Below are 25,663 nucleotides of genomic sequence, written 5' to 3' on the forward strand. Positions count from 1 at the left end.
GTGCCCTCACCGCCCATCCCCCCTAAAATACCCGCCATTCCCGATCCGCCCGCCCCGAGGCCGCTTTTTCCATGTCTGTCACCGCTACCCCCGCCCGTCCTGCGCCGGATCACCACGCCCAGTTCATCGAGCTGCTGCAAAGCAGCCTTGAGCAGAACGCCTTCATCAAACTGGTGCTGGCCAAGTACGTCGGTGACGAAGCGGACCTGCAACGGCTGATCATCAAGCAGTTGACGGTCAAGGATCAGCCCTGCCTGTCCTTCGTTTACCGCTACAAAACCCGCGACATCACCAAGAATTTCCCGCTGGCCGAAGGCGTGGCGACCATCGCCGCGTTGTTGCCGATGTCGTTCAAGAACGCGCACCTGCTGGCTGTCACCGACGAAGCGCAGCTGGAATACAGCAAAAAGGGCAAAAGCTCGCTATTCAAGAGCAAGCCCCAGCAACTGCGAGAAGTGCCATCGGCCGAGCACAATCGCGAGAAAAACCGCTTCCTCGACCTGAACCGCCCGTTCCTGGCGGATTTGGGCGTGACCAACCATAAGCACGAGCTGATCCCGGCGATGTCGCGCAAGTGGAAGCAGATCAACAAGTTCATCGAAGTCTTCAGCCACGCGCTGACATCTTCGCCGCTGGCCTTGGATCAACCGGTGCGGGTGTCGGACTTTGGCTCGGGCAAGGGCTACCTGACGTTCGCCATCCATGACTACCTGCGCAACACCTTGCAGGCTGAAGGGATCGTGACCGGCGTCGAACTGCGAGAGGACATGGTCAAGCTGTGCAACGAAGCTGCCGCGCGGCTGGAGCACCCGGGCCTGAGCTTCCAGCACGGCGATGTGCGCAGCGTGGCGCCGGCCGCGGTGGATGTGATGATTGCCTTGCATGCCTGTGATATCGCCACCGATTACGCGATCCACATGGGCATTCGCTCGGGCGCTTCGATCATCATGTGCTCGCCGTGCTGCCACAAGCAGATCCGCTTGCAAATCCAGAGTCCGGCGTTGCTCAAGCCGATGCTGCAATATGGGCTGCACCTGGGCCAGCAGGCAGAAATGGTCACTGACAGTCTGCGGGCGCTGTTTCTGGAGGCGTGCGGTTACGAAACCAAGGTGTTCGAGTTCATTTCCCTGGACCACACCAACAAGAACAAGATGATCCTGGCGGTCAAACGCGCCGAACCGGTGGACCCGGCAGAGCTGCTGGCGAAGATCCAGGAACTCAAGGCGTTCTACCACATCACCGAGCACTGCCTCGAAACCCTGCTGCGCGCTGACGGTTACCTCGCCTGAGTGACTGACACATTACCCTGTGGGAGCGAGCCTGCTCGCGATTGAACGATGACGCGGTGTACCTGAAAAACCGCGTCGCCTGAATCGCGAGCAGGCTCGCTCCCACACGTTGCATTCAGCATCCAGCGATGTGCAGCCCGTCAGGTAATCGCCGCTTATCCCTCATCTACCGACGTACCGGTCTACCTTTAATGCGTTCACCCCCTACGCATTTTTCAAGGAGTCCACCCCATGGCCGCAAAGAAAATCCTCATGCTGGTCGGCGATTACGTCGAAGACTATGAAGTCATGGTGCCATTCCAGGCCTTGCAGATGATCGGCCACACCGTTCATGCCGTGTGCCCGGACAAAAGCGCCGGGCAGACCGTGCGCACGGCGATCCACGACTTCGAGGGCGACCAGACCTACAGCGAAAAACCGGGGCATCTGTTCGCACTGAATCATGATTTCGTCGGTGTCGAGGCCGCTGATTACGATGCGTTGCTGGTGCCGGGCGGACGTGCGCCGGAATATCTGCGCCTGAATGAGAAAGTCCTGCAACTGGTGCGCGAATTTGACCAGGCGGGCAAGCCGATTGCAGCGGTATGCCACGGTGCGCAATTGCTGGCAGCGGCGGGTATCCTGGAAGGGCGTGAATGCAGCGCCTATCCCGCCTGTGCCCCGGAGGTGCGTCTGGCGGGAGGGACCTTTATCGAGTGCGCGGTCACCGAAGGCCACGTTCAAGGCAATCTGGCGACCGCGCCCGCCTGGCCGGCACATCCGAACTGGCTGGCGGGGTTCCTGACGCTGCTGGGCACGGCCATCACCTTGTAAGGCACTGGCAGAACAAGCGCAGCGGGTCTTTACTCTTGGGGATGCCTCAACCGCCCAGGAGAAAAAACATGTCCGGATGGTACGAAGTCAGCAAAAGCAGCAACGGCCAGTTTAAGTTTGTGCTCAAGGCGGCGAACGCCGAAACGATTTTGACCAGCGAGCTGTACACGACCCGCAGCGGTGCCGACGGTGGCATCGCTTCGGTGCAGAAGAACAGCCCACTGGCCGAACGTTATGAACTCAAGAGCACCAAGGATGGCCATCCTTACTTCAACCTCAAGGCTGGCAATCACGAAGTGATCGGCAGCAGCGAAAGCTATTCCTCTGACGCCGCCCGGGACAAGGGCATTGCCAGCGTCATGGCCAACGGACCGACGACGGTGATCAAGGACAAGACGCTGGCGGCGCTTTGACAGGACGCCAAAAGCCGAGGGGCAATGTGGGAGCAAGCTTTGCTCCCACCGATAAATCCCTTCCCCACAAGCTACGGGGCCGTGCCTGCCCTGGCTCTAAACCTCCACCGGCACCGACAGTTTCGGGTTGCCCAGCGGATGCGTCTTGGCATCGAAGAACCGCAGTTCAACCGCCAACCCCTGGAACACCTTGGCGTAATGGCGCTTCTGGTGCTGAATGAACGCCTGGCTGCGGGGGTAGATCGAGATTGCCACGGTTTTCGGCGCGGCCTGGCGCAGGGCATGGACGATGTGACTGTCCTGTTCGCCCAAGGCATGGCCGAACAGGCACAGGTTGTCGCCGTGGTGCAGCAACTGGTCGTAGCAGAACGATAGGTAATCAGAGCTGCGAATGGTCTTGAGCTTGTCCTGGCTCGGGCCTTCATTGACGAACAGCGGCACGTCGTCAAGGGTCTTGATCGTATTGTTGATGGCGAAACTGCCCAACAGCGTGCCTTCGGTGGCGGTCAGCTTGCGTGCCGTGCCGTCCTGGTTGCGTACCAGGTGCAGGCCACCGTGCAGGTACAGCAGACGTGGTTTGTCCGTGTCTGCCTGGCTCAGATCAAAGCTGTGATCGTTGCCCAGGAACAGGTCGGTGACAGTCTCGGGCGCATGCTGGATCGCCCAGTAGTTGAGCAGATCGTAGTTGGTGGTGAACACCGTGCGATAGCGGCCCAGCTCCTGATTAAGCGTCGCCAGGGTCGAGGGTTCGACCAGTCGCCACGGGATATGCACCGCGTGCACGGTGTTGATCAGTGCTTCCTTGATTGCGTAGTAGCGGTTGCGCGGTGCAGCGGAACTGACGGCCAGAGCCTTGTTGACCCTGCTGGTGGTTTTCAGCGCGCCGAGTACCTGTTCGAAACTGCGTGTCTGCATCGCGTCGAACACACTCATTTCCGACGGGCTCAAGGGTTTTTCTTCGACTGTGCGAGCGTTTTCGAACAGCGAGTCGTAGCCGAAATCGTCCCAAACGGCGCGGCTGGCGCCGTTACCCAGCAGCAAGCCGCTGAAAGCGGTGCTGGCGCGCAAGGCATCCCAGTCTTCGAGCTGGGCGTCGTATTGCTGGAAGTCGGTCATTGCGAAAGTTATCTCAAAACGTGGTTAAGGCAGGGCGCGACTTTATCACGACCCAGTCTTGAGCCAGATCAAGATGCGCTGTGACCAGTCGGTCATTCTGGTAGCCCTGCCAATCCCGGCCTCTTCCAGGAGCATCTCCCATGAGCAGCACCTTTTTCATTCCCGCCGTGAACGTCATGGGGCTGGGTTGCCTCGACGAGGCCATGACCGCCATCCGTAACTACGGCTTTCGCAAGGCCCTGATCGTCACTGACACAGGGTTGGCCAAGGCCGGCGTCGCCAGCAAGGTGGCCGACCTGCTGGCGCAACAGGACATCGACTCGGTGATTTTCGACGGTGCCAAACCCAATCCCAGCATCGCCAATGTCGAGCGTGGGCTGGGGTTGCTGAAGGAGAGCCAATGCGATTTCGTGGTGTCGCTGGGTGGTGGCTCGCCCCACGATTGCGCCAAGGGCATCGCCTTGTGTGCCACCAACGGCGGGGAAATTCGTGACTACGAGGGCGTTGATCGCTCGAGTAAACCGCAGTTGCCGCTGATCGCCATCAACACCACGGCAGGTACTGCCAGCGAGATGACCCGTTTTTGCATCATCACCGACGAGACCCGCCACGTGAAAATGGCGATTGTCGACCGCAACGTGACGCCGCTCATGTCGGTCAACGATCCGGCGTTGATGGTGGCGATGCCCAAGGGGCTGACGGCCGCCACCGGCATGGATGCGTTGACCCATGCGATCGAAGCTTACGTATCCACTGCCGCCAATCCGATCACCGATGCCTGCGCGCTGAAAGCGGTCACGTTGATCAGCAACAATCTGCGTCAGGCCGTGCGCGACGGCAACGATCTGACGGCGCGGGAGAACATGGCCTACGCGCAGTTTCTCGCGGGGATGGCGTTCAATAATGCTTCGCTGGGTTTTGTGCATGCGATGGCCCATCAACTGGGCGGATTTTATGACTTGCCCCACGGCGTGTGTAATGCCGTGCTGTTGCCCCATGTGCAGAGTTTCAACGCCTCGGTATGTGCCGCTCGGCTGACCGACGTGGCCCATGCCATGGGCGCCGATACGCGCGGACTCAGCCCGGAGGAGGGCGCGCGGGTGGCCATTGAGGCGATCCGCAGTCTGGCCCGGGACGTGGACATTCCGGCCGGCCTGCGTGAGTTGGGCGTACGCCTCAACGACGTGCCGGTACTGGCCACCAACGCATTGAAAGATGCTTGTGGTCTGACCAACCCACGGGCGGGGGATCAACGGCAGATCGAGGAGATTTTCCGCAGCGCCTTTTAAGCGACCCGTGGCGGCATGAACCGCACGCACAGCATCGCTGCCACCGCCAGCAACGTGCACAATGCCGCCAGCGGCCAGGCCTGTTGACTCAACAACAGGCTGGCCATGGCGCCGATCGCCGATGCCATCAGTTGATGCAGGAAACCGCTCAACGCCATGGCATAAGCACCGGCCACCGGTGAACCCTCGTTGGCCAGGGACAGGCTGATGGGGTAATTCAACGATTGGCCGAACACCGCTAAGCAGTACGGTAACCAGAACAGCAGCGCAACACTGCTCAGCGCGACGCTCCCCAGCAGCATGGTTGCGCTGCCACCCAGCACCAGCGCAATGCCCCAGCTCATCAGCCGTCGCTGACCGGTGCGCAGCACAAAGGCGTTTACCGCCAGCGCGCCGAACAGGTACGCCGCACTGATCGGCCAGCCCAGCAGGCCGTACTCAATCGCTGACCAATGAAAGCTTTCCTGCAGGATCAGTGGCGCGGCGGTGTTGAACGCGACGATCACGCCGTAACCCAGACCACCGGCCAATGCCGGCAGTAAAAAACCTCGGTATCTGAGAATTCTGCCGTAGACGCGCCACGCTGATTGCCCGTGGCTGCTTTCTGTCAGCACTGGGAAACCGACCCGGGACACTGCCACCGCCATGGCCAGGCTGACCGCACCCAAACCGTAGAAGATCGCTTCCCAGCCGAAGGCAACCTGGATCAAGGAGCCCAGATACTGGCCAATGCCAAGGGCAATCACGAAGGCTATCGAGATCCATGACAGGGCCTTGGCCAGCAGATCGCCGCTGAAACTGTCACGGATCAATACCCTGGCCATCACCGAGATACCGCTGGCGCCGATGCCCTGAATCAACCTGAGCGTCAGGAACGCCTCGACTGTCGTACCCAGCGGTAAGGCCAGGTTACTCAGGCCGTACAACCCCAATGCCGCCAGCAACACCGGTTTGCGTCCCAGACGCTGGCTCACGCTGCCCCACAGCAACATTGGCAGCGCCATGCCGATCAGGTAAACCGACAAGCCCCAGGAAACCCGGGACGCATCGGCCCCCAGATCCCGGGCAATGTCGGGCAGGGCCGGCAAGTAGATGCTCATGCCCAGTTGTGCCAGGAAGACAGTGGTGCAGGTGATGATCAGGGTCGTACGGTTCTTCATCAAGGCGCTCGTTCAAGGACGGATGTCACGCCCGTGTGCCAGCAGCAGATCGGTGATCCGTTCGCAGAACGAGCGAATCACGTTCGTCTCCATGTCGGCGCGCAGGGTGATGCGGATTGCGGCCTTGTTTTGCGGCACTACGGGGAAAAAGACCGCTGAAGTGAAATACCCCAGGTCGGCCAATTCGACCGCCAGGCTGTTGGCCAGGGCTGCTTCACCGCATGTCACCAGGCGGATCGCCATGGCATTGCCGAGCTGTTCGGTGCGGATGAGGCTGTCGAAGAGGCGGATATTAGCCTGCAAACGCTCCTGCAAGGCGCTGAATTCTCGACTGCGGTGCAGGCGGATCGAGGCAATGCCGGCGCCAATGGCCGCCGCGTTCAGGCTCTGGGACCAATTGCTCGGCCCGCCGTAGCGCTGCACCAGTGTTTTTTGCCGTTCACTGCCAAACATCGCCAGGCCGCCACTGGCCCCGAATGATTTGGCCAGCGAGGCGACAATCAGCGTGCGCTCGTCCACGGCGTGCAAGCGTGCCCGGACCAGGCCCGCTCCGCATTGCCCTACGGCGGACAGCGCGTGGGAGTCATCCAGATAGAGAAACAGGCCATAGCGCTGTTTGAGGTACAGCAGGCTGTCCATATCCGTCACCCCGCCCATGCTGTAGGCCCCATCGGCCACATACGCCACGTTGCGCTGTCGTTTGCACACGTCCTCGAGAAAGTCCATGTCGTTGTGGGGCCCGGTGATGACTTGGGTTTCATCGGCGCAGGCAGCCTTGACGTGGTTCATCGAGTAATGGGCATGTTTGTCAAACACCATGACCGGCGGCCGATTGTCGGTGAGCACGCCGCTGGCCAGCAACGGCAGGATCCCGGCGCTCGCTGCGCTGCATGACAGGGCGCTGAGACAACTGGCGCCAAACAACTCCGACAATTGGGTTTCGTATCGGTCCAGGATCGCCAGTTTGCAGCGGTTTTTCGAGTTAGCGACGCGCAAGGTCCCGGTTTCCCACAGGGCCGTCATGGCCCCGTCCAGCAACGCCGGATGGTGATCCAGGCCCAGATAGGACGTGGTACAGAAGTGGTGAAAGGTTCGGCCGTACTGGTCGACCAGGACATTGGGTGTCTTGACCTCGACATTCAGCCCTGAGATTTTTCCGACTTCGGCGCTCTGCCAGTCCTGGTCCGCCAGGGAAATGACCTTACGGTAGTTGGTGTAGCGATGGGTTGGCTGTGCAGTCTGGTTCATGGTGCGCTTACATTCCTTGGTTGAGTGGTGCTGTCCGTGGGTGGTTTCGATATCTGTGTGTTTCCAGACTTTACAGATCGTTATGCAGGGCTTTGAATCGGCCGTTTCCGGCGTGTTTGAGTGTTACCGGAGACTTCTGTGTAGGATCTTGCCTAAGGGGCTGGGCGGGGAATCCATTTGCGCTGTCGGAGCTGGGCAAAGCGATGCTTTCACCCTTGAGCCTGCTGCACTTGACCCATCCGTTTCTTTTCCAAAGGTTGCTTGTCGATGCTCTCAGGCTTCAATCATCTGACACTTGCCGTCACCGAGCTGGACCCCAGTGTGGTTTTTTATAGCGAGCTATTGCAGCTTCGTCTTGAGGCCAGATGGGACAAAGGGGCCTATTTGTCGCTGCCCGGACTATGGCTGTGCCTGTCTGTTGACCCGTTGCGCAAAAAGGAGGCTGCGGCGGACTACACCCATTACGCATTCAGTATCCGTGCCGAGGACTTCCCGGTGCTGGTGGCGCGGCTCAATGCGGCCCGGGTGGTGACGTGGCGCGACAACCGCAGCGAAGGTGACTCGTTTTACTTTCTCGACCCGGACGGGCACAAACTCGAAATCCATGTGGGAGATCTGACGTCCCGCCTGCAGGCCTGTCGACAGGCGCCTTACGCCGCCATGGAGTTTTTTACGGCTCCCTGAATCTTCGCCCCGCCTGTGCAGCCGTGCCGAGCTGCTGCATGGGTCGATATTGCCATTGCTGATAACAATCAGTTTTTTGGGCGGCCCGTTGGCCTACGCTATCCTCATGGGTATTGTTGGCGCGAATCGGTTGTTGGCCAGCAAGGCGCAGGGCTGACGTGCCGGCTGCGCAGGCAAGGCTTTTTTCAACGATGCATTATCGGAAGACCACCAGCCCCATGGACACTCGCAATCGTGCGCCGCTGGCCAGTTACATGGATCTTTTGCTGGACGCCGTGTGTGCCGTCGACGGCCAGGGGCGTTTCGTGTTTGTCAGCGCCGCTTGTGAACGCATTTTCGGTTACACCCCGCAGGAGCTGATCGGCCAGCCGATGATCGACCTGGTGCATCCTGCCGACCGCCAGCGGACTCTTGATGCGGCGCGGGAGATCATGGACGGCGAACCCAAGCTCAATTTCGAGAACCGCTACCTGCACAAGGACGGTCGGGTGGTGCATATCCTGTGGTCGGCGCGCTGGTCGCCGGCGGACCAGTTGCGGATCGCCGTGGCCCGGGATATCACCGAGCGCAAGCAGGCCGAGTCTCGGCAGGCGGCGTTGTATGCGATCTCCGAGGCCGCCCATGCGGCTGCGGACCTGCTGGCGTTGTTCAAGCGCATCCACCTGATCATTGGCGAGTGGCTGCCGGCGCTGAATTTTTCGGTGGCGCTGTATGACGAGCAGTGCGAGCAGTTGAACTTTGCCTATCACGTCGATGACCTGGAACGACAGCCCGATGGGCCGAGCTCGGTCACCAAGCGCCTGTGCGCCGAAGTGATTCGCAGCGGCCAACCAATCCTGCTGACGCCCGGTTGCAGTCAGTTGCCATCGGGGTTTTGCGACCTTGTGGCGCAACCGAACGCTCCCTGCTGGCTGGGTGTACCGCTGATCTCGCAAAACGGCACGATCGGTGCGTTGATCGTCAAGAGCACGCAAGACAACCAGCGCTACACCGAGCAAGACAAGGAGTTGCTGCAATACGTCTGTGCGCAGCTCACCATCGCCATCGAGCGCCAGCAATTGCACGCCCGGTTGCAGCGCATGGCTCAGTACGATCAGTTGACCCAGGTGCCAAACCGCGAATTGCTGCGCGAACGCTTCAAGGCCGCACTGGCCACCGCCCGGACGGCGTCTGGGCGCATGGCGCTGCTGTATATCGACCTGGATCGCTTCAAGCAGATCAACGATACCTACGGCCACGCGGTGGGCGACATGTTGTTGCAGGCGGTGGCCAGCCGGCTCCAGGGCTGTGTGCGCGACACCGATACCGTGGCGCGCATTGGCGGCGATGAGTTCGTTGTGCTGCTCCATAGTGTCCAGGCCTTGGAAGATGCCCACCATGTGCAGGAAAAGATCCGTCATGCACTGACCCAGCCGCTGCGCCTGGACGGGCATTGCCTGAGCATCGAGCCGAGCATCGGGGTGGCCTGTTTCCCCGAGCATGGCCTGGAAGATGTCGCACTGTTCCGCCACGCCGATGAGGCGATGTACGCCGCTAAACGCCAGAATCACAAGGCGTTCGATATTTGACTACGGGCCACCGTTCGTCGTGGCGCCCAACGATTTTTCAAACCTTTCAGTTCGCGACCCTTTCGAATATCAGGTGGGGCCCGCTCGCCGGAAACATTGCCCTGGATCGAACGAAGGCGTCTGGATCGGGTCGCACATGTGGGAGAACCACCCACTTCATCGTCGTCCAGAGGCACCCGTTGAAGCCGGTATCGGCCGTATTCGGGACAGACGTTTGTCCACATCGTTACAGGTGGTTCTGATTCAGCGGCGAGAAATCTGCCGCAACTTTTTAGAGGAGGGCGTGACCATGAGCCGGATGGCCACCTTTTTACGCAGCACCAGTCTCGTCGTGCTGATGGGCCTGGGGATTAACAGTGCCTGGGCACAATCGCCTGCCGAGTTTATCAATGATGCTTCGGCCAAAGGCATGGCCGACATCGAGGCCAGCCGCATGGCCCACGGCAAGGCCGAGTCCAGGGAAGTCAAGGATTACACCATCATGGTGATCAACGACCGCACCACCGCCAACCAGCATCTGGCCAAGATTGCGAAGAAACTCGACCTGCCTGTCGCGCCACGGGAAGAAGTGGCAGACAAGGCCAAGACGCTGATGCCGCAAGTGCCGGAAGGCGAGTCGTTCGAGGCTGCCTATGCCGCCAGCCAGGTCAAGGCTACCGAGGAAGCCATTGCGCAGATCCAGGAACAGGCCAAGACCACGGAAGTGCCGGAAATCAAGGCGTTCGCCGACGAAACCCTGCCTAAGTTGCAGACCCACCTCGAAATGGCCCGGGCGCTCCAGGCCAGTCGCTGATTCGCCGCACGTTTAACATTCAGGGCCAGGGCGCTTGCGTCCCGGCTCACCTTGCCCGCCGAAAAGGAGAAGCTCGATGTCCACACGCCGAGAACCCAACCAATACGCGATGCAGAACCCGTTGACCCAGTATCCCCGTCCCCCTTTCCCCGACCAGCCGCAGTCGCCACCGGGTATCGATCAGGACATGGTGCCCAAGCCCGATCACGGTGAAAAAAGTTACCAGGGTTTCGGGCGCCTCGAAGGGCGTAAGGCCTTGGTGACCGGTGGCGACTCGGGCATCGGTCGCGCCGCCGCCATTGCCTACGCCCGGGAAGGCGCTGATGTAGCGATCAACTATCTGCCCAGCGAAGAGCGGGATGCACGGCAAGTCATCGAGCTGATCGAGGCCGAGGGTCGCAAGGCGATTGCAATCCCGGGCGATCTGAAGGATGAGCAATTCTGCGTCCAACTGGTGAAAAGCGCCCATGAGCAACTGGGTGGCCTGGATATCCTGGTGAATGTTGCGGGTAAACAGGAAGCACAGAAAGACATTGCCGATATCACCACCGCGCAATTCGATGACACCATGAAAACCAACATCTATGCGATGTTCTGGATCTGCAAGGCCGCATTACCGCTGATGCCGGCGGGGGCGACGGTTATCAATACCGCGTCGATCCAATCCTATGATCCGTCTGCCACCCTGCTGGACTACGCCACCACCAAAGCGGCCATCGTCGCATTCACTAAGGCGCTGGCGGGGCAGGTGATCAGCAAGGGGATACGGGTCAATGCCGTGGCGCCGGGGCCGATCTGGACCGTGCTGCAACCCAGCGGCGGACAACCCCAGGAGAAAATCCCCACCTTTGGTTCTCAAGTTCCGATGAAGCGCCCAGGCCAACCGGCCGAGTGTGCACCGCTCTATGTGCTGCTGGCGTCACAGGAGTCGAGCTACATCACCGGGGAAGTGTTTGGCGTGACGGGTGGTAATCCGCTGCCCTGACTTCACGCTTGGCCGCGCGAGTGGCGAAGGCTGCTCGCGCGCCAGTATCAGCACTGATTCAGATCGATCTTGTTTTTTGGCTCCAGGCCTTGCTCGGCACCGAGGTTCTTGGCCTCCTTCTCGCCCATGGCCTGGTAGTGCCTTCTCATCGCCTCCAACTGCTTGAGGTCCAGCGACTCCAGCCCGAGCATTGCATCGTGTGCATTTTTGTTCGCCCTGATCAATTCGTCGACCTTCAGATGCAAGATGTCGGTATCGCGGTTCTGTGTGTTCTGAATCAGGAACACCATCAGGAATGTGATGATCGTGGTCGAGGTGTTGATGATCAGTTGCCAGGTATCGTTGAACTGGAAAAACGGCCCGCTGACTGCCCAGAGCACCAACAACACCAGCGCCCCCAAAAACGTCTTGGGACTGCCTGCCCACAGGGCCAGTTTTTGTGCGATTTTTGCGAAGTTCATTGCTGCGTTTCCTTCTGGGACTTACCTGTCTGGTGTGACAGCAATGAAGCGATGAAAATTCTACTTACATTTGCCGCGCAGCCTGAAGTTCAGCGAGCTGCAAGGTCATCGCAACCATTCACCGTATTCAGAGGTCACTGCTTAAAGCCCTCAATCGGAGTACACCATGAATCTCACGCGCACCTTTTTCCTCACCTGTTGCCTGTTCGCCCTGCAGGGCTGCTTCGACAACTCTGACAACGAGACCAAGGACAACACCGATGGCACCAAGTCGTCGGTGCAGATGCAGGAGTCCGGTTCGGAGAAAAAATAACCGGCTTATTGCAAAAAAATTGTGGGAGCGAGCCTGCTCGCGATGGGCAGATCAGCAGGATTGTTCTTGGCTGACATGGCGCCATCGCGAGCAGGCTCGCTCCCACAAGGGGTTAGGGTCTGGGGCAGGTTGGTTTTCAACGTCCTTGCTGCAACACCTTCAGCGCCGCCGAGGCCAGAAACCCGGAACGGCTTTTTTCTTCAGGATGGTGCAGCACGTATTCGTCAATACGGTTCAGCAGATAGCCAGGCAAGGTGATGTTGAGCTTCTGCGCCTTGCCCAGATATTTGGTCACATCAATATCCACCAGCGCCCAGGTGCAACCTGCGTATTTCGCATTGGCCGCATGCAAGGTGACTGTATTGGCCGATGGAATCGGCGAGCCGTCCTCAGCCAGAATCTCGAAGTGCCCTTCAATCGCCTCGCGGGCCATCGCCATGGCATCGTCCAGGTCATCTCCAGCAGAAAAACAACCCGGAATATCCGGTATTTCTACACCCCAGGCGTGCTTCTCATCGCCCATGGAAATTGCAATCGGGTAAAGCATGTCAATCGTTCTCCGGGAGGGCATCACCTCCGCGTGGTGTGCGTGGTGGGTACTATACCCACCTTGCTCTGATGATCAACACTATAACCACCGAGTGTAAGCAAGCGCAGTCATCGCAATCCAGTCTAGAAGCCGCGTTAGGGTTATTTCTGGATGTGAAGAACAACGAAATGCATCCGCACTACGACTGCTGCACAAACGTCAGCCGCACAGCAAACCCAATCAAAAGACTCCCGAACAACCACTGCTGCATACGCTGGGCCGAAGGAGAGCGCTGGAGCCAGCGACCGAGCGCCACGCCCACCAGCGCATAGGTGCTGTCAAACAGCAAGCCGACGCAGACCAACACCAGGCCGAGGGTTGCAAACTGCCCAAGCACTGGCCCGTCCTGTGGGTCGATGAACTGCGGCAACAACACCGAGCAAAACAGCAGCGCTTTGGGATTGAGCAGGTTGGTCAACAACCCGCGTCGAATCGCCTGGTGCCACTGTCGTCTTCCTGCCTCAACGCCGGCCCCTTCAAAGCTGGGCAACAACGAAGTGCGCAGGCATTGAAAACCAATCCATAGCAAGTACGCGGCACCGGCCAGGCGCACCACGTCAAAGGTCCAGGGCGCGGTCTTGAACAACGCCGAAAGCCCCAACGCTGCCAGCGCGACGTGACACCCCCGAGCGATCCCCAGACCCACTGCTGTCGCCAGCGCCGCACCTTTACCCTGACGAGCGCCGGTTTGCAGCAGCAGGATCATGTCCGGGCCGGGCAACAGATACACCACCATCAACGCCATCAAAAACAACCAGAGCTCTGCCACACCATCCCCCTGCATATCGACGATTTCGGTAGGGCCAGTCTAGGGCTGACGGGCAGGGCAGGTGGTTGCGAAGTCAGCTTCTAAAGCTTATGGAATTGGCATAACCTGCCAAGTAATCGTGAAGTTCAATCGGGAACTACCAATTCATGAAACTGGACGCCTTCGATCGCAAAATCCTCGCCGCGCTGCAACGCGACGGCCGCTTGAGCAACGTGCAACTGGCGGAGGAAATCGGCCTGTCCGCGTCGCCATGCCTGCGCCGCGTGCGGATGCTGGAAGAAGCCGGCGTCATTCGCGGTTACCAAGCCATCCTCGACCGTGATGAAGTAGGACTTGGGTTGACGATCTTTGTCGGCGTCAAGGTTGAACGGCACAACGACGAACAGGCCGAAGCGTTTCGCCAAGCGGTCACGGCGTTGCCGGAGGTGATTTCAGCGTTTCTGGTCTCAGGCGAATCGGACTTTCTGTTGCAAGTGGTGGTGCCGGACTTGCGGGCCTACGACCGTTTTCTCACTGGGCGGCTACTGAAGTTGCCGGGGGTGAGTGACATCCGGAGTAATTTTGCGATTCATACGGTGAAGACTCCCGGGGCCCTGCCGTTGGGGCATTTGCCGGGGGGCGGTTGATATTTTCGCAACTGGGCGTACTCAATGACGATCGTAGACCCGAACGGACCCTATCACGTGTTTTTTGAGATACGTCGGGCTGCCAAGGATAAGCCTCAGGACCTGAACCTTGTCGTTGAAAGCGCCTATCACCAAACCGACAAACCGCCTCGATTACTGGGCCGGATGGGCTTTATATTGCTGTGCGGCAAGATCCACATGCGGCAGCCAACATCGACCAAACGTTAGAGACAGAAACGAAAAAAGACGCCGCAGGCGTCTTTTTCGTATTCGGTAAAGCAGATCCAGACACCACTTACGAACCGCCTTGCGCGATTACGACTTACGTCGCTGGGAAGCGCTCAATCTCATCTGGTCAGTCGCTTCGATGGGGATGAATCTAGAGAGAATTGCCACGTTCGTCAACCCATTTTCTGCTTGTTAGCGGGGGCTGACGTGAACGGGTCATTTACCGGGAGGCTGATATTTTCGGATTCTCGCCCATCGCGTTCGCGAACGTAACGTTGGAGCTGCATTTGTCATGCAAGCGTAACTGGCACGCACTCCCCAAACCCGGCCCTCGCGCCGGGTTTATTGTTTTCGTGTAGCGCCGCCACCTGTTTGGATCTAAACCTGCGAGCGGGCAGAGGCCTGGTCGCGGGTTTTCCAAAGCGATAGCAGCACACCGCCCAGCAGCAAAGCCAGGGTCACGCTTAGGGAAATCACCGGCGCAATCTTGCCGATGATGCCGACCAGGAAGATCTTGCCGCCGATAAACACCAGCACAAGCGCCAGGGCGTACTTGAGATAGGCGAAGCGGTGAATCATCGCCGCCAGAGCGAAATACAACGCACGCAGGCCAAGGATGGCGAAGATGTTAGAGGTGTAGACGATGAAGGGATCCTGGGTGATGGCAAAGATCGCCGGCACGCTGTCCACAGCGAACACCAAGTCGGCACATTCAATCAGCACCAGGGCCAGGAACAACGGCGTCACCCAGAGCACGGACTTCCCACTGGCATCCGCCTGGCGGACGAAGAAGCGCCCTTCATGCAAGCGATCGGTCACCCGCATGTGCTTGCGCAGGAACTTCACCAGCAGGTTTTCACTAAGGTCCGGATGGTCATCGATCTTGCTGAACAGCATCTTGGCCCCGGTCAACAGCAGGAAGATGCCGAACACATAGAGAATCCAGCTGAACTCGGCGATCAGCGCCGCACCTAGGCCAATCATGATCGCGCGCAGCACTATCACACCGAGAATGCCCCAGAACAGCACCTCGTGCTGATACTTACGCGGGATTGAGAGAAAGCTGAAGATCATCGCCATAAGAAATACGTTGTCCATCGACAACGATTTCTCGATCAGAAAGCCTGTGTAGAAATCCATCCCGGCATCACCGCCCTTGACCTGCCAGACCCAGAGCCCAAACAGCAAGCTGGCCGTGATATAGCCAGCAGACAGCAGCAGGCTTTCACGAACGCCGATTTCTCGATGCTCACGGTGTAGCACCCCGAGGTCGAAGACCAACAGGCTGATAACGATGCTGATAAAAACGAGCCACAACCAAGTAGCGGTGCCGAGAAACTCGGCAAAAAAGAACGGTTCCAGGGCAGTCATAAGCCCCTCCTCTCAGTGTCGAAGTTGTACAAACTGCAACTCCGACATGGCAGCGATTCGCTGTCAGAGGGGCCCGGCGTTGTGGGAAAAAATTTAGAAAAGCGCGTGGGATTTCTCAATCAGGCAAGAGTTGCAAGGTATTTCAATGGGGGAGGGTGTTGCTGAAGTCGGCGTGTTGATTGACGGAAATTGAATAAACCCTGCGTCCATCATCGCAACCTGCAACCTGCAACCGTCAGCCCTGGAACAAAGGTAAATTGGTCGTGCAGAAACCCCGCTACGACTGAGAGATATCTGGGCCATCCGAGTAAGGCTTCAAATTGCAGAAAAAACTCCGGATCTGGCTCTCTTCGATCTGGCCATCGACAGCAAGCTTCGAGCTTGCGATTTAACCAAGCTCGGCGTGCGCGACGTTGCCCATGGCGAGTACGTATCATCACGAGCCATGGTGATGCAGCAGAAAACGCAGCGGCCAGTGCAGTTCGAGATCACTGAGCAAACACGGTCCGCTCTCACGGCCTGGATACATCAGGCCCATCTACGCAGCGAAGACTGCCTTTTTCCTAGCCGGCTACATACCTCAAACCATCTATCCACTCGTCAATACGCTCGTATCGGCAAAAAAAAATGGGTGAAAGCCGTTGGCCTTGAACCAGCCATGTATGGCACTCACACGATGAGACGTACGAAGGCATCGCTCATCTATCGCAGGACGAAGAACTTGCGGGCGGTTCAGCTGCTGCTCGGCCATACGAAGCTGGAGAGCACCGTTCGATATCTGGGGATTGAGGTCGATGACGCCCTGGAGATGGCGGAACAAACTGAGATATGACCATGCATGGCGACGGTCGAAGTCAGGTTGTCGCTAACCGGCCGATTCTGTTGAAAAAGTCGGCTTCGGTTCCCACGGTAGAAAAGTACGCGCCTGAGATTGAAATCTGTGTTTTGCGTAGAAGGTTCAGGACTCGGATTTCACGTAGCAGCGTGCAAAAAAGGTGTTTTCACCCATTAATATTCGAGCATTTTGGGCAAACCGACTTTTTCAACAGAATCGACCCAAAGCGGACATCATTTATCTATGTAGGCGGACTCACCTGGCTTCTACAAGGTGTTCCTGCACAACATATCATCCCCAAGTTTCTTTGAGCACCGAGCGAAAAAGTTCGGAAAGCAATGGTTCAACTTCTTTACGTTCGCTACGGGTCGGCTTAATGGATTCGAGTCTATTGAGCTCACGCTCAATGAATTGCTGGATGGGCGTGATCTGAGGCGATAACCCCATTTCTGGAGACTCACGCTTGACGGCAAGCAAGTCATCAATGGTCCGCTGGAATTCGGGCTCCCTTTCGATGACACCGCGCAGCTTGTCAAACTCTATAGGAGCAGGCGTTTCAAACTGCTCTAGCCACCGTATCGATAACAAAGGACGCAGTACATAAAAGTATTTTTTCAAAGGGACATAAGGTGCCTGCAAGTACCCCCTGTAGTTGGTTTTAGCCATGCTGCGATAATGGTAGATGCCGCTTTCTACCGAATACACCTGCGGCAGTAACTCCTTGGCGCGACTGTGAAAGGAACCGATATGCTCGTAGATGATGGGCGATTGTATCCACTCAACAAAGCCTGGATTGGACTTCCAAAATAGCCTAAGTGCCTTTCGTAGATCCCAGCCATTGATGTCCATGTCGTCAATGATGGGGTATTCGATGACGTCGCGCTGCTCCTCAAGACCGACAGAGAGATACCACTCAGGTTTATTCACATAGATGAAGCGTGCGTCATAGTCGCTGTTGGGAGAGGCGAACCCCCAAGCACGACTTCCTGATTCAACAGCTAAAAGTATTTTCACATCGTGCTCGTCTTCTGCACGGCGTAGCCGGCCTCTAACTTCTTCCAGAACGTCCATAGAAACCACGAGGGAACTCCAACTAGTGTCATTTAGATTGCACGCTACTTTTCCAGGGGCAAACTGTCCAGTGATCGCTTCTGGCCGGTGAGCGACGGTCTGACTTCGACCGTCGCTATACATGATCAAACCGCGGTCTGTTCCGCCATCTCTAGGGCGTCATCGACCTCAATCCCCAGATATCGAACGGTGCTCTCCAGCTTCGTATGGCCGAGCAGCAGTTGAACCGCCCGCAGGTTCTTGGGCCTGCGATAAATCAGTGATGCCTTCGTACGTTTCATTGTGTGAGTGCCATACATGGCTGGATCAAGGCCAACGGCTTTCACCCAGCATTTCACGATACGAGAGTATTGACGAGTGGATAGGTGGTCTGAGGTATACAGCCGGCTAGGACAAAGGCAGTCCTCGCTGCGTAGCTGGGCCTGATGTATCCAGGCCGCGACAGCAGGCCGTGTTTGCTCAGTGATCTCGAACTGCACTGGCCGCTGCGTTTTCTGCTGCATCACCATGGCTCGTGATGATATGTGGTCGCCATGGGCGACGTCGCGCACGCAGAGCTTGGTTAAGTCGCAGGCTCGAAGCTTGCTGTCGATGGCCAGATCGAAGAGAGCCAGATCCCGAGTTCTTTCTGCAATTTGAAGCCTTGCTCGGGTGGCCCAGATATCTCTCAGTCGGAGTGGGGTTTTTTGCCCGACCAATTTTCCTTTGTTCCAGGGCTGACGGCTGCGGGTAGCGATGATGTTCATGACATGTCGTCCATGTGTGGAAGGACAAGGATGGCTAACTAGAGCGGTCGCTAACCGGCCAGAAGCGGTCGTATAGAATGCCGTAACCCATCATCAATTAAATGCAGCCGACGCCATGCCCCAGCCCACAAGCCATCTGTTTGCTTATGTAAGGACAGTCAGTGATTTCCGGCCTGACGTTACCGCTATCGTGCTTTTCGGCCTGGAGGTAAAAGACGATGACCCGGTGTATCTGCTAATACGTTTTGAGGACTACGGAAAACTCCAGATTGAAGGCGACCACTTGATACTTGGATTGGATGAGGCACTGGAAAGCGCTGAGTTCGAGTACGGTATTTTGCCAAATGATTGGCGAGTGATGAGCGAGGCGGAAATTCAGCGAATCGATTCGAACATCCGTTCTAGCGATTTACCCGCTTAGGGTCGGAAGCGGATTCTCACGAAGGGCTCCTCTTGGCCGATTACGGCCTTTCGCGCCGGACAGCCATCGTCGACAAACTATATAGCAGAGGGAAATCGGCAAACTGTCCGCCCGTCATATTACCGCTCACCAGCCTATCGACGCTTTGAGGTGCCTGCTGCGCGCAACCTGCGGCGGGTGGCGCGTTGCTGGCGGGTCTGGTGGTGGGTGTTGTGACGCTGATCAGCCACTGGCTTTGTCGGCCAGTTCGAGCCAGCGATTGATTTCGCGCTTACACACGGGGACAAGTGAAATGGGCGAGCTGCTTCCTCATAATTGGCAGCCAGGCTCCGCTTAGAATGTCTGTTCGCACATTGAGTATTGTGGGTCGCGATCTCACTGCTACTGGATTTCATGCGTCACGTTGGGGGAATCCAGTGCCGTCAGCTCATCAAGTCAAAAGGGAATTTTACTCATGTCAGAACCACGCATTCGTGCCCTCGCGCTCTGTATCTTTCATCATCACGGAAAAATTCTGGTTAACCAATTCTATGACTCCGTTGAACAGCGAACCCTTTTTCGCCCTATTGGCGGCGGCATTGAGTTCGGCGAACGAGGTATCGATGCCATCGTTCGTGAAGTGCAGGAAGAACTGGCTCTTTCGATCAGTGATGTTCGATTGATTGGCACTTTGGAAAGCATTTTCACCTACGCAGGCAAGCCAGGACACGAAATAGTCCAGGTCTACGATGCAAGGTTTGATGATGTAGACGTCTATGAGCGATCTTGGTTAGACGGTCATGAAACCAATGGTGATTCGTTCAAAGCCACGTGGTGCCTGGGTTCCAGCTTCACCGCTACGTCTGCGCTAGTTCCTGAAGGGCTTTTCGAATTGCTCAAACAGGCTTCGTTGCTGGACTGAATAACTGTTGGGGGGCGTAAGTGCCCCCACAACAATCCCTGGCGACTAGCCAGGCTTGTGGTTATCCAGTACTCGATTGACCGCTAACTCACCCAACATGATGACCCGCTGCAGCACCAGCATCGTTTGGCGTCGTGGGCCGTCCGTCAAGTCGGTGAGGTCGCTGACCATCACGCTGGCGGATGCCAAGGATTCGCACGCCTCAACGAGCAACGTTTCGTCATCCACCGCTGCGTCGATGGTGAAAATCGTGCTGGGCTTGCGGGGCCGTATCTGCGTTTTCGGCGCCCCCGGGTTCAGGTAGTGCTTGAGTGCGCGGTCTGCCGCCTCTTTCAACTTTTCAGGGTCGAGAGAGTCGCCGTAGAGTACCGAGTCGATATCCGGGGGGTTGGGGGTAACCTTGAACATATGTCTAATTCCAGAGTTGGGGCCGCAACCGTTCTCGACTAAAAGAGGGTGGCGGCTGTACGCAGGTTAGTCGACCGGTGGAATTAGCAAACCCGGCGCGCCCAAGGGCGCCCTGCGCACAACCACCATCAAGTACAGGAATAGAATGACCTGACTGAATGGTACTCATGCACTTTACTAAAACCGACCGAGCGACTAAACCCGACCACTGATGGGCAGTGGCAGGTAAACGATAGGGGCCGGGGGGAAAGCGCACAAGCCGGCGGATTCTGACGCACGCGTAAGTAAGGACGCAAGGTCTCGTAGCCTCTAGGGCGTAACGTGGAATGTATTTAAACGTGTCTTCGCCGGATGTGTTTACGAAAATTAAACAGGTCGAGTTTTCTTCGCTCTCATCCTGGGTCGGTATTACTGCAAGCACTGTGCTTTAAGGGCGGAGCCCAACAAACTGCGGACGAAAAAAAACCGGCCACCAAGAGCCGGTTTTTTCATATCCCCCGCCAAAACCACGCGACGTGAGACCAGAATTCGATTGGAGCGGGTGAAGGGAATCGAACCCTCGTTATCAGCTTGGGAAGCTGGAGTAATGCCATTATACGACACCCGCTCAGAGCGGCTGACTTTGTACCAGATGTGGACGCGGATTTGAAGTTTTTCTTTACGGGCGCAGCGGTGATGCGTCTACGCAAACCTCAAACCAGAGCGGTCGTTCGCGGGCAAGCCCCGTGTCTGTTGGGGCAGAGCGGGGCTTGCTCGCGAGGACTCGGTTTCACATAGCCAGGGCATGGTAGTCCTGCACGTAGTTGTAGCGCGGCCGGCTTTCTTGATGGGGCTGCTTGAGGAAACCCAGCAGGGCATCACGGCTGTCGCGGCAGGCGGCTTTGTGTTCCATGTCCAGGAAATGCCCCGTGGCTTGCAGCGTGCTGAAGGTGCTGTGCTGCACGTGGTCGGCGAAAACCTTGGCATCGCTGGCTGAGGTGTATTCGTCCCATTCGCCGTTCAGGAACAGCACCGGCACGTTGATTTTTTTCGCCGCGTTGACGTAGCACAACCGGTCGCTGTGGAGCACGTCGTTGATGTGGAAATGCATCTGCCCATATTCGTGCTCGGCCAGGCTGCTGACGTGGCGATAGTTGAAGCGCTTGAACAGCGGCGGCAAGTGTTTGCCGATGGTGCTGTTGACCAGGTGTCCCACGCGGTCGCCGTCCAGGCTGCCCAGGTAATCCACGCCGCGTTCCAGGTAGTCGCGCATCGGTGCATTGAGCACTGGGGAGAACGAGCTGATCACCGCTTTTTCGATGCGCCGTGGACGCTGGGCCAAGGCGGTGAGGGTGGCGGCGCCGCCCCAGGAAAAAGACAGCACATGCTCTGCGGCAAAGTGATCGATCAACTCCAGGAGGATCTGGCCTTCGATCTCTTTGGTCAGCATTTTTTCATGGCGGTTGTGGGGCTTGGACTTGCCCGCATAGGGTTGGTCGTACAGCACGACGTTGAATTGCGGGTAGAGGTTTTTGGCGGTCTGTGCGAACGACGCGGTGGTGGCCATCGAGCCGTTGACCAGGATGATGGTCTTTTGCGCGGCGTCTGCGCGATAGAACTCCGTGTAAACCCGATACTGACCCTGTATATCCAGCACAGCGATTTCTGGCCTCATGTCATAAGACTCCTGGCAAGCGGGTATGCGCGCAATGAGATTGCACGAGCAATGTGACAGGTAGGCATACGCCTGAAAGATAAGGCCCATGTCGATCCACGAAAGCCGGTCGACGGGTATTGTTATGGCGGGCAGTTTGCCGGAGTTAAGAAGGAACCCGAGGAGGCTCCGGCCGGCAAAAAGTTTCTTGGAAGTATGTGGTGACTCATCGGTCACATTTCGGCCGACGGTTTGATTCAAGCAGTGGACCGGCCGTCGCGCAAGTGTTGTTTGACAATTGTCCGACACTTCTGCCGAGCGGTCATACGATCAGATCAGCTGGATCTCTTCAGGGCTCAGGGCGCGGTATTGGCCTGGCTCAAGCTCGGCGTCCAGCAGCAGCGGTCCCATGCGTTCACGGTGCAGGCGCAACACCTTGTTGTCGAAGTGGCCGAACATGCGTTTGACCTGGTGATAGCGGCCTTCAACGATGCTCAGTCGCGCCGATCTTGGCCCCAGCAGGAGCAGTTCCGCAGGCTGGGTGGTGAGGTTTTCGAAAGCGAAGTACAGCCCGCGCGCGAAGGTAACGGCGTATTCGGCGGTGATGAGTTGCTCGGTCTCGACGTAATAGACCTTGGGCAGTTTGGTCTGCGGTTGGGTCAGGCGCCGTGACCAACTGCCGTCATTGGTGATCAGCATCAGCCCGGTGGTGTTGAAGTCCAGCCGCCCGGCGATGTGCAGGTCGTCCTTGTCTGGCTCATCCAGCAGGTCCAGCACGGTGGGGTGTTGCGGGTCGCGGGTGGCGCTGACGCAACCGGGCGGTTTGTGCAGCATGAAATATCGGGGTGGGCGACCGGCTTGCAGCACCTGTTCATCGACTTCGACCCGGCTGAATTCGCGCACCTGTGCATGAGGGTCGCTGATGATCTGCCCGTCGATCCGCACTCGGCGTTCCACCAACAATAACCGGACTTGTTGGCGATTGAAACGCGGCAGATTACTGAGGAAGCGGTCAAGGCGCATGGGGCAGGTCAGGCAAGAGAGCGAAGGGCGGGCATCTTACGCGATCGGCTGCGGCTTGGCCCGCAACTGGGTTTCGACCTGGGCGCAACGTGGGCACAGGCAGGACTGATCGCGCAGCTCGGCCGGCAATGCTTCAAGCACGGCCGGGTCGATGCTCACGCCGTAACACCAGCAGGCGCGGTCGGCGGTTCGCGGGTCGGCCAGGGTGCAGTCATTGCTGGCGCCACAGGCCGGGCACAGGTCAGGTTTATTCATAGCTGGAGTGAGGCATCTGTACACAGGTTCGGTTGTTCCCGGTTTGCCGGGCGCGTTGCAGCGCATGATCGGTCCGCGACAGTAGGCTGTGCAAGGTGTCTTCGTCCTGCAAGGTGGTGAGGCCGATGCTGACGGTGACCCGCAGCTCTTTGCCACTGCAGAAATAACGTTGTTGTTCGATCCGTTGACGAATTTTCTCAGCGATCTTCAGACCGTTCTGCCCGTCGGTGTCCTTGAGCAGCACAATAAACGTCTCGCCACTCCAGCGACACACGATGTCCGAATGCCGCAGGCTGTCGGTCAAGTCGCGAGCGAACCCGGTCAACAACTGGTCGCTGGCGATGTGACCATGGGTGGAGTCCAGTCGCTTGAACTCGTCCAGTTCCAGCAGCAGCGCCGCCAGGGGTTGGGGTTCACGTTGGGCTTCGTGCAGGGCTTGTACCGCCAACAGGTCGAAGCCACGGCGGTTGGGAAGTTCAGTCAGGCTGTCGAGGGTCGCCTGGGCGTCGATGCGGCGTTGGTAGCTGTCAATTAGCCGATAGAGGATTGCCAGGACAGCCAGGGTCACGAGTACGCCGATCAGCAGATTCAAGTAGAGCGTTTTTAGAATGTTGTCGCGTACCGAGGTATGGGCGGCGTAATAGCCCAGCAATGCAATGACCAGGAAACCCGTACCGAGCAGCCCCACCACGAGCAGGAGCGGCTTGCGCTGGGAATACAACGGCGAACGGAGCGACATGGCGATTTCCTTGGCGCAGACCCAATGAAATCAGTTTAGTGGCCTTGTAGGAAAAGGTGCTCGGATTTGCAGGTTTGTAAATTGTGGCAAGAGGATTTATCCCCTCGCCACAGGGTTATGTTTATTGACGGGTATTAAGGTAAGCCCGCCATCCCCCCAAATGGCTGATGTCCTGCGCGTCCGTCAAACCATACGGCTCACAAATGAATCCGCTTTCCCAGCGGCCGTCGGCCAGTTGTACCTTGCCCAGCCCAAGCGGCGCGGGGATGCCGGTCAGGAACGAACCGAGTTCGCTGCTCGGCAATTCCCAAACCTCCACCTCGATGGCCACGCCGTCTTCACTGACCCGCAGCATGCCGGGGCGCAGAGGCGGGCCACCGGCCAGTGCGTAGAGACGGTAATCGGCTGAGCTGTGGGTGGCCTCGACCAGACGGGCTCCGCGTTGCTGGAGCTGCCAGTTCAGTGCCAAACCGTCCAGATGCGCCCCGCACACCACCAGCCGCGCCCGGTCATGGCGAGCCGGGTTGGCCGGCGCTGGCACGGCCGGCGCTTGCTGGCGCTGCAAGGCGTCGGCGACGCTTAACAGGTATTGATCGGTGAAGGCCCGACCGAACAGCGTCACGCCCCAAGGCAAGCCGTTAGCCATGAATGCGCTGGGAACAGCGACGGCAGCGTAGTCCAGCAGGTTCATGAAGTTGGTGTAGTAACCCAGCTCCGAGTTGCGCAGCACCGGTTCGGCGGCCAGTTCGGCGAGGGTCACCGGGCGACCGATGGTCGGGGTGAGGACGCAATCGAGCGTTTCCATGACGCGATCGCATTGGGCTTTGAGCACTTGCAAACGGTACTGGGCACGGAAGGTTTGTACGCCATCCACGGTAGGCGCTTTCGCCAACACGGCGCGGATAACTGGCAGTACGGCGTCGGGCTCGCGCTCCATCAACTCCCCGGCAACGCTGTAGCGCTCAGCCACCCAAGGCCCTTCATAAAGGAGCCGGGCGGCTTCCAGAAACGGGGACAGGTCCAGTTCCACCGCTTCGCCGCCCAGGCCCTTGAGGCGCTCGATGGCCGCTTGAAACAGTTGTGGACCTTCGTGGCAGCCGAAAAAAGCCAGGTCTTGCCGACGAGGCACGCCGAAGCGAAAGCTGCGTGGCGCGCCGAACGCTGAGCCGTCGTTCCACTGCGGGTTGCGGCGGCTGTACTCATCGCGTGGGTCGAGACGGGCTGTCAGCGCCAGTAACTGGCTGGCTTCCCGCGCCGTTGCGGTGAAGGTCGTGACGCAGTCCAGCGTGCGACAGGCCGGCACCACACCCGCCGTGGAAATCAATCCTTTGGTGGCCTTCAAACCCAGCAGATTGTTCAGCGCCGCCGGCACCCGACCCGAACCAGCGGTATCGGTGCCCAGGGCAAAACTTGCCACACCCAGGGCCACCGCCAGTGATGAGCCGGCGCTTGAACCGCCGGCCGGATAGTCGGGCAGCACGCTATTGCGACAGGCACCGTAAGGCGAGCGGGTGCCGTTGAGCCCGGTGGCGAACTGGTCGAGATTGGTCTTGCCCAGAGGAATCGCGCCCAAGGCCAGTAGCTGCTCGACAAGGGTGGCCGAACGTTGCGGCACGTAGCTGAACGCCGGGCAGGCGGCCGTGGTGGGAATACCTGCCAGGTCGATGTTGTCCTTGATCGCGAACGGCACGCCATACAGCGGCAGGTTTTCCAGATCCTGGCCCTCCAGCGCGACGAGGTAAGGTTCCAGCTCCTCGGGCGTCAGCAGGTGGATGAACAGGTGGTAGTCAGGGTTCAGCGCCGCGGCTTTTTCCCGCAGGCTCAACAGTAAATTCCGAGGTATAAGTTCGCCGCTGCGGTAGGCGTCGCGCAAATCGTCCAGGCGTAAAGACGGGGTCATGGCATTAATCCTTTGA

Annotated in this window: 26 protein-coding genes, 1 tRNA gene and 4 pseudogenes; 15 read left to right on the top strand and 16 right to left on the bottom strand. The window is 58.3% G+C overall.

Annotated elements, in window-relative coordinates; all coding sequences use genetic code 11:
• The first annotated feature begins 71 nt into the window (after positions 1-71).
• The 3 genes from GKKCFE_RS05265 to GKKCFE_RS05275 all read left to right on the top strand — a co-directional run bounded on the left by GKKCFE_RS05265 (position 72) and on the right by GKKCFE_RS05275 (position 2,515).
• Positions 72-1,289: a class I SAM-dependent methyltransferase gene (locus tag GKKCFE_RS05265; protein WP_076386003.1), complete on the top strand. Its 1,218-nt coding sequence runs from the start codon at positions 72-74 to the stop codon at positions 1,287-1,289.
• A 231-nt stretch (positions 1,290-1,520) separates the two neighbouring features.
• Positions 1,521-2,102: a DJ-1/PfpI family protein gene (locus GKKCFE_RS05270; protein WP_047228012.1), complete on the top strand. Its 582-nt coding sequence runs from the start codon at positions 1,521-1,523 to the stop codon at positions 2,100-2,102.
• A 68-nt stretch (positions 2,103-2,170) separates the two neighbouring features.
• Positions 2,171-2,515 carry a YegP family protein gene (locus tag GKKCFE_RS05275; protein ID WP_047228011.1) on the top strand — a complete coding sequence of 115 codons (345 nt, stop codon included), beginning with the start codon at positions 2,171-2,173 and terminating at the stop codon, positions 2,513-2,515.
• A 96-nt stretch (positions 2,516-2,611) separates the two neighbouring features.
• On the opposite strand, the gene GKKCFE_RS05280 is transcribed toward GKKCFE_RS05275, so the two are convergent.
• On the bottom strand, positions 2,612-3,631 hold the full coding sequence (locus GKKCFE_RS05280; protein WP_047228010.1) for a DUF4917 family protein: 1,020 nt from the start codon (positions 3,629-3,631) through the stop codon (positions 2,612-2,614).
• A gap of 140 nt (positions 3,632-3,771) precedes the next feature.
• Here GKKCFE_RS05280 and yiaY point away from each other — a divergent pair, with 140 nt between their 5' ends.
• Positions 3,772-4,920: an L-threonine dehydrogenase gene (yiaY, locus tag GKKCFE_RS05285; RefSeq protein ID WP_047228009.1), complete on the top strand. Its 1,149-nt coding sequence runs from the start codon at positions 3,772-3,774 to the stop codon at positions 4,918-4,920.
• On the opposite strand, the gene GKKCFE_RS05290 is transcribed toward yiaY, so the two are convergent.
• Together GKKCFE_RS05290 and GKKCFE_RS05295 are read right to left on the bottom strand one after the other, a co-directional pair.
• A complete protein-coding gene (locus GKKCFE_RS05290) occupies positions 4,917-6,080 on the bottom strand; it encodes an MFS transporter (protein ID WP_445577560.1) in 1,164 nt (387 codons plus the stop codon). The two genes, yiaY and GKKCFE_RS05290, sit on opposite strands and share 4 nt — an antisense overlap.
• Before the next feature lie 12 nt (positions 6,081-6,092).
• Entirely contained in the window at positions 6,093-7,328 is a 1,236-nt protein-coding gene (locus tag GKKCFE_RS05295; RefSeq protein WP_445577561.1) for an aminotransferase class I/II-fold pyridoxal phosphate-dependent enzyme, read from the bottom strand.
• A 267-nt stretch (positions 7,329-7,595) separates the two neighbouring features.
• Here GKKCFE_RS05295 and GKKCFE_RS05300 point away from each other — a divergent pair, with 267 nt between their 5' ends.
• From GKKCFE_RS05300 to GKKCFE_RS05320, 5 genes and pseudogenes are all read left to right on the top strand, one after another.
• A complete protein-coding gene (locus tag GKKCFE_RS05300) occupies positions 7,596-8,012 on the top strand; it encodes a VOC family protein (RefSeq protein ID WP_445577562.1) in 417 nt (138 codons plus the stop codon).
• 13 nt (positions 8,013-8,025) lie between these two features.
• A pseudogene (locus GKKCFE_RS05305) lies at positions 8,026-8,145 on the top strand (LysE family translocator); the annotation flags it as partial.
• An 85-nt stretch (positions 8,146-8,230) separates the two neighbouring features.
• A complete protein-coding gene (locus GKKCFE_RS05310; RefSeq protein ID WP_139050936.1) occupies positions 8,231-9,580 on the top strand; it encodes a sensor domain-containing protein in 1,350 nt (449 codons plus the stop codon).
• 289 nt (positions 9,581-9,869) lie between these two features.
• The gene (locus tag GKKCFE_RS05315) at positions 9,870-10,373 is read left to right on the top strand and encodes a DUF4142 domain-containing protein (protein ID WP_288912355.1); all 504 of its coding nucleotides are present in this window, start codon (positions 9,870-9,872) and stop codon (positions 10,371-10,373) included.
• A gap of 76 nt (positions 10,374-10,449) precedes the next feature.
• A complete protein-coding gene (locus GKKCFE_RS05320; RefSeq protein ID WP_107322066.1) occupies positions 10,450-11,358 on the top strand; it encodes an SDR family oxidoreductase in 909 nt (302 codons plus the stop codon).
• 47 nt (positions 11,359-11,405) lie between these two features.
• Here the strand turns inward: GKKCFE_RS05320 and GKKCFE_RS05325 are convergent, their stop codons facing one another.
• Positions 11,406-11,819, bottom strand: coding sequence for a low affinity iron permease family protein (locus GKKCFE_RS05325; protein ID WP_047228003.1), 414 nt, complete (start codon positions 11,817-11,819; stop codon positions 11,406-11,408).
• Between the two features lie 166 nt (positions 11,820-11,985).
• Between GKKCFE_RS05325 and GKKCFE_RS05330 the strand changes: the two genes are divergently transcribed.
• Complete coding sequence (locus GKKCFE_RS05330; protein WP_171061408.1) at positions 11,986-12,132, top strand: hypothetical protein; 147 nt, start codon at positions 11,986-11,988, stop codon at positions 12,130-12,132.
• Between the two features lie 136 nt (positions 12,133-12,268).
• Here GKKCFE_RS05330 and GKKCFE_RS05335 read toward each other — a convergent pair whose 3' ends face one another.
• Together GKKCFE_RS05335 and GKKCFE_RS05340 are read right to left on the bottom strand one after the other, a co-directional pair.
• Positions 12,269-12,679 (bottom strand): type II toxin-antitoxin system HicB family antitoxin, encoded by a 411-nt coding sequence (locus GKKCFE_RS05335; RefSeq protein WP_445577563.1) that lies wholly within the window; start codon positions 12,677-12,679, stop codon positions 12,269-12,271.
• 181 nt (positions 12,680-12,860) lie between these two features.
• Positions 12,861-13,490, bottom strand: coding sequence for a LysE family translocator (locus GKKCFE_RS05340; protein WP_439125545.1), 630 nt, complete (start codon positions 13,488-13,490; stop codon positions 12,861-12,863).
• Between the two features lie 146 nt (positions 13,491-13,636).
• Here GKKCFE_RS05340 and GKKCFE_RS05345 point away from each other — a divergent pair, with 146 nt between their 5' ends.
• Positions 13,637-14,116, top strand: coding sequence for an Lrp/AsnC family transcriptional regulator (locus tag GKKCFE_RS05345; protein ID WP_047228001.1), 480 nt, complete (start codon positions 13,637-13,639; stop codon positions 14,114-14,116).
• Between the two features lie 6 nt (positions 14,117-14,122).
• Positions 14,123-14,344 (top strand): annotated as a pseudogene (locus tag GKKCFE_RS05350) (hypothetical protein); the annotation flags it as partial.
• 378 nt (positions 14,345-14,722) lie between these two features.
• Here the strand turns inward: GKKCFE_RS05350 and GKKCFE_RS05355 are convergent.
• Positions 14,723-15,715, bottom strand: a complete 993-nt coding sequence (locus GKKCFE_RS05355; protein WP_076385991.1) for a TerC family protein — start codon at positions 15,713-15,715, stop codon at positions 14,723-14,725.
• Between the two features lie 200 nt (positions 15,716-15,915).
• Between GKKCFE_RS05355 and GKKCFE_RS05360 the strand changes: the two are divergent.
• Positions 15,916-16,547: pseudogene (locus GKKCFE_RS05360) on the top strand (tyrosine-type recombinase/integrase).
• Positions 16,548-16,841: 294 nt separating this feature from the next.
• Here GKKCFE_RS05360 and GKKCFE_RS05365 read toward each other — a convergent pair.
• Entirely contained in the window at positions 16,842-17,621 is a 780-nt protein-coding gene (locus GKKCFE_RS05365; RefSeq protein WP_445577564.1) for a nucleotidyltransferase domain-containing protein, read from the bottom strand.
• A gap of 125 nt (positions 17,622-17,746) precedes the next feature.
• Positions 17,747-18,367, bottom strand: coding sequence for a tyrosine-type recombinase/integrase (locus GKKCFE_RS05370; protein ID WP_322834829.1), 621 nt, complete (start codon positions 18,365-18,367; stop codon positions 17,747-17,749).
• Positions 18,368-18,482: 115 nt separating this feature from the next.
• On the opposite strand from GKKCFE_RS05370, the gene GKKCFE_RS05375 reads away from it, so the two are divergent.
• Both GKKCFE_RS05375 and GKKCFE_RS05380 read left to right on the top strand, forming a co-directional pair.
• Positions 18,483-18,788, top strand: coding sequence for a hypothetical protein (locus GKKCFE_RS05375; RefSeq protein WP_053129460.1), 306 nt, complete (start codon positions 18,483-18,485; stop codon positions 18,786-18,788).
• Between the two features lie 454 nt (positions 18,789-19,242).
• Complete coding sequence (locus GKKCFE_RS05380) at positions 19,243-19,689, top strand: NUDIX hydrolase (protein ID WP_160891804.1); 447 nt, start codon at positions 19,243-19,245, stop codon at positions 19,687-19,689.
• 45 nt (positions 19,690-19,734) lie between these two features.
• Here GKKCFE_RS05380 and GKKCFE_RS05385 read toward each other — a convergent pair whose 3' ends face one another.
• From GKKCFE_RS05385 to atzF, 7 genes and pseudogenes are all read right to left on the bottom strand, one after another.
• Positions 19,735-20,097: a DUF6124 family protein gene (locus tag GKKCFE_RS05385; RefSeq protein ID WP_173407270.1), complete on the bottom strand. Its 363-nt coding sequence runs from the start codon at positions 20,095-20,097 to the stop codon at positions 19,735-19,737.
• Positions 20,098-20,630: 533 nt separating this feature from the next.
• Positions 20,631-20,704, bottom strand: a tRNA-Gly gene (locus GKKCFE_RS05390).
• Positions 20,705-20,866: 162 nt separating this feature from the next.
• Positions 20,867-21,751, bottom strand: coding sequence for an alpha/beta fold hydrolase (locus GKKCFE_RS05395; protein WP_281459465.1), 885 nt, complete (start codon positions 21,749-21,751; stop codon positions 20,867-20,869).
• Between the two features lie 309 nt (positions 21,752-22,060).
• Entirely contained in the window at positions 22,061-22,753 is a 693-nt protein-coding gene (locus GKKCFE_RS05400) for a pseudouridine synthase (protein ID WP_139050925.1), read from the bottom strand.
• Positions 22,754-22,789: 36 nt separating this feature from the next.
• Positions 22,790-23,008, bottom strand: a complete 219-nt coding sequence (locus GKKCFE_RS05405) for a cysteine-rich CWC family protein (protein WP_047227993.1) — start codon at positions 23,006-23,008, stop codon at positions 22,790-22,792.
• Positions 23,001-23,618: pseudogene (locus GKKCFE_RS05410) on the bottom strand (GGDEF domain-containing protein); the annotation flags it as partial. The gene GKKCFE_RS05405 and the pseudogene GKKCFE_RS05410, both read right to left, overlap by 8 nt.
• Before the next feature lie 250 nt (positions 23,619-23,868).
• Positions 23,869-25,647 carry an allophanate hydrolase gene (gene atzF / locus GKKCFE_RS05415; protein WP_445577565.1) on the bottom strand — a complete coding sequence of 593 codons (1,779 nt, stop codon included), beginning with the start codon at positions 25,645-25,647 and terminating at the stop codon, positions 23,869-23,871.
• Positions 25,648-25,663 lie beyond the last annotated feature (16 nt).

The sequence above is a fragment of the Pseudomonas sp. E141 genome (assembly GCF_052659885.1).